Consider the following 805-nt stretch of genomic DNA (forward strand, 5'->3'; position numbering starts at 1 on the left):
GGCATCGTAAAGTTAACGGAACTTGGGGCTTGATAGGCGATGAAGAGGCATGACAGACCGTGATCCGCTCTACCGTCGCCACCGCTTTCCCGCTGAAATCATTGCCCACGCGGTGTGGCTCTATTTCCGTTTTCCCCTGAGCCTGCGGATGGTCGAAGACATGCTGGCCGCTCGTGGCATCATTGTCTCGCATCAAACGATCCGGCTGTGGGCAGAGAAATTCGGACGAACTTTCGCCAACCAAATCCGTCAACGTTCGCGCGGCCGACTCGGCGATAAATGGCATCTCGATGAGGTCGTTATTTCGATCCGGGGCAAGAAGCATTGGCTATGGCGCGCCGTGGATCAGGACGGTTTTGTCCTGGAGGTTCTGGTGCAAAGCCGCCGCGACGCCAAGGCGGCCAAGCGCCTGATGCGCAAGCTTTTGAAAGGCCAGGGACGATCGCCGCGCGTGATGATCACCGACAAGCTTCGCTCGTATGGCGCCGCAAAGCAGGAAATCATGCCCGGTGTCGAGCACCGCTCCCATAAAGGCCTGAACAATCGGGCGGAGAATTCCCACCAGCCGATCCGACGGCGAGAGCGGATCATGAAGCGCTTCAAGTCAAAGCGACATCTGCAACTCTTCGTTTCCATCCATGATCCGATTGCCAACCTCTTCCACATCCCGCGCCACGACATTCCCTCCAGCCATCATCGCGAACTGCGCACAGCGGCGATGAACCTATGGGCGAAGATCGCTCGCGCATGAGCAGTGCACGTGGCGGGCGTCACGCTTTTGCTTCGCTGAAGTTAACTTTACGAT

The 805-nt window shown here is 57.8% G+C and carries 1 protein-coding gene; it reads left to right on the forward strand.

Translation table 11 applies throughout. The annotated features are described in order from the left end of the window. Window positions 1–49 precede the first annotated feature (49 nt). Entirely contained in the window at window positions 50–751 is a 702-nt protein-coding gene (locus P7F60_RS30760; RefSeq protein ID WP_072492862.1) for an IS6 family transposase, read from the forward strand. Window positions 752–805: the final 54 nt, after the last annotated feature.

The sequence above is a fragment of the Rhizobium sp. YJ-22 genome, assembly GCF_029601685.1.
Classification (GTDB): domain Bacteria; phylum Pseudomonadota; class Alphaproteobacteria; order Rhizobiales; family Rhizobiaceae; genus Metarhizobium.

What these genes read in the sequence shown, in the direction of transcription:
- P7F60_RS30760 (WP_072492862.1), top strand. Translation starts at nt 50, where the DNA reads ATGACAGACCGTGATCCGCTCTACCGTCGCCACCGCTTTCCCGCTGAA.